Source organism: Desulfovibrio sp., assembly GCF_047607245.1.
Classification (GTDB): Bacteria; Desulfobacterota; Desulfovibrionia; order Desulfovibrionales; family Desulfovibrionaceae; genus Desulfovibrio.
The window spans coordinates 1-2,717 of sequence record NZ_JASGDK010000175.1 but is presented as its reverse complement, the minus strand read 5'-3'; the positions used below and the strand labels follow the sequence as shown (position 1 = coordinate 2,717).

Sequence of the window (2,717 nt, the reverse complement as noted above, 5' to 3'; positions counted from 1 at the left end):
GTCACGCGGGCCGTCCATCTTGATCTGGCCGTTTTCCATAACAATCAGACGCTCAACAATACGAAGCATAGACAGACGGTGCGTTACAAGCACCACAGTGCGCCCCTGCATGACCGAGAACAGCCGCTTTTGCAGCATCAGTTCCGAGTCAGTGTCCATATTGCTTGTGGGCTCGTCCAGAAGCAGAACCTCAGGGTCGCGCACCAGCGCTCGCGCCAGCGCAACAGCTTGCCGCTGTCCACCGGAAAGGGCCTTGCCCTGTTCGCCCACCTGAGCAGCGAACCCCGCAGGATTGTTTCGCAAAAAGTCTGTCACGCCAGCCAGCGCTGCTGCCCGCAAAATCAGATGATCGTTGATGGTAGGATCACCCAGGGCGATGTTGTCACGAATACTGCCATAGAACAGCACCACATCCTGCGGCAAAACCCCCACCCTGCCCCGCAGATCGGTACTGGGAATCTGGCGGATGTCCACATCGCCAAATTTCACCGCACCTTCCTTGGGCTGATAAAGGCCGATAAGCAACTTGGACAGCGTGCTTTTTCCTGATCCCATCGGGCCGATGATGCCTACGCGCTCGCCAGGTTCAATGCGTAACGACACGCGATCAAGGGCCAGCCTTTCCTGATGCGGATACGCAAAGGAAACGCTTTCCAGCGTGAAGGAAGGCCGAAGCATGCCAAAATCCATGCAGGTTTTTTCCACCTGATTTTCAGAAGGCAGCATCATAAGCATATCCAGAGCCTTGAGCGTCACGTGCGAGTTCTGCAAGCGCGTGAGCAAGGAGGCCATCTGCAACAGAGGGGCCATTGTGCGGCCCACCAGAATATTGCAGCCGATAAGCGCGCCCATAGTCATGAGCCCTTCTGATATACGATACACGCCCCACACGATCATGGCCACGGTCACCAATTGGGTGATGAGCATGGACGCTGTGACCGCCAGGTTGTTATACTTGCGGGCTTCACTGTTGGATTGGGCAGAAAGCCCCACAACAGATTCCCAGAGCTTCTGCATGCGGCTTTCAGCCATGCAGGACTTGAGAGTTTCAAGGCCGCCCACAATTTCCACCAACAGGGCGTTTTTCTGCATGTTTTGCTTGTAGCTGGCCTCGGCGCTGCGCCGCGAACGGTGCTGAAGCAAAAAGCCCAAGCCCAGCATGAGCGGCATGGCCGCCAGTGGCAAAAAGACCACCGGGCCGCCGATAAAGCCGATAAGCAGCAGAAAAATGACCAGGAAGGGCAGGTCGATGCAGGCCAGCAAACTTGATGAGCTGAAAAACTCACGCAGTTGCTCAAATTCGCGCAGATTGTTTACCAGCGCCCCTGTAGATTCCGGCTTGGCATCCATGCGCATTGAAAGGACTTTTTCTACCAGCGAGCTTGAAAGCACAATATCCGCATTACGTCCGGCCACGTCCACAAAGTGCGTGCGCAGCGACGAAAGCAGAAAGTTGAACATGTAGATAATAAGAATGCCTATGGCCAGAACCCACAGCGTTTCAATGGCATTGTTGGGCACTACGCGGTCGTAGACGTTCATGACAAAAAGCGGGCTGCCCACGGCGATCAGGTTGATAACCACACTGGCCAGAGCAACATGGCGGTAAATGGGGGCATAATACCGCAGCACGTCCCAGAACCAGCGCTTGCCGTGAGCGATGCTCAGTCTTTCTGCCCGGTCGTCTGGCGCGGCCTCCACGGCTGCAAAAAGGGTATAGCCCGAGTAGTCCTGCTTGAGATCGTCAAGCAGGACTGTTTGCGCGGTTTCACTGGTTTCTGGAAAAATGACTTCAGCTTTGCCGCCACGGATGGATGTCACCACGCAGGAGCGGTCGCGCGTCAAAAGAAGTATGCAGGGCAAAACCAGAGCAGGAATTTCCTCAAGCTCGGGGCGAAAAACAATGCGCCCTGAAAGACCAGCCTTGCGCGCCGCCCTCAGGCAGGCCTGCGGCGTCACCTTGCTGCCCGTCAGTCCGGCCATGAGAAACTGCGGGCTTACTACCTTGCCGCGCAGACGCAGCAGCACGGCGAGACTGCGCAGCAGACCCGGCATAAAATCCACGTCTGAAGGGCGCAATGGGCCCATGTTGCGTTCTTTTTCAGCCTGAGCTCCGCTTATGGCGGCCTCGTGCCGTGCAGCGTGAGCTATGGCATCCATAGCAGCTTCACCCACCTGGCTGGAAACGCCAGCTGCAGCCCCCGCAGGTCTGTTTTCGGGGGCAGGGGTAGAAGAATCGCTGCCTTCATTGGCTGAACCAGCCCCATCTGTAAACACCGGGGCGTTTACATCATTTGCTGCCGTCGAGGCAGGCGGCATCCCCTGAGGATGCCCTTGCTGGGGTGAAAAAGCTGACTGCGGCGCTTGCGGCGGCAAAGGCGCTTGCAAGGGAACTTGCGGGGGCATCTGCAGAGACGCTTGCGGGGGCGTATGGGGAGTGGGCACATGTGGTTGCCCGGTTCCGGCAGCATGTTGTACAGCCGCCTCGCCTGCATCTCTGACAGCACCAGCATTGGCAGGGTGTTGTCCACCGTTGCCGAGCACAATTCTGCCCCCCGGCTTAAGCGGCATGGCTCCGTGCAAGGTCGTTCCCTCTCCTGTGAGACCCGCTTCCTGCTTTTGTTGCGAAGCAGGTTGCTGCACTGGAGGCTGCAATACCGTTGCCCGGCTGACGTTCTGACCTTCGCCAGAGTCCGCAGTATTGGCGCGGACGGAAG

At 57.5% G+C, this 2,717-nt stretch carries 2 protein-coding genes; one reads left to right on the top strand and one right to left on the bottom strand.

The window, feature by feature from the left end; all coding sequences use genetic code 11:
* On the bottom strand, nucleotides 1–2,445 hold a 2,445-nt coding region (locus QM579_RS12980), incomplete at its 3' end, for a type I secretion system permease/ATPase (RefSeq protein ID WP_414999554.1).
* Here QM579_RS12980 and QM579_RS12975 point away from each other — a divergent pair.
* Nucleotides 2,446–2,717, top strand: a 272-nt coding sequence (locus QM579_RS12975; protein ID WP_414999553.1) for a hypothetical protein, incomplete at its 3' end; no start/stop codon positions are given.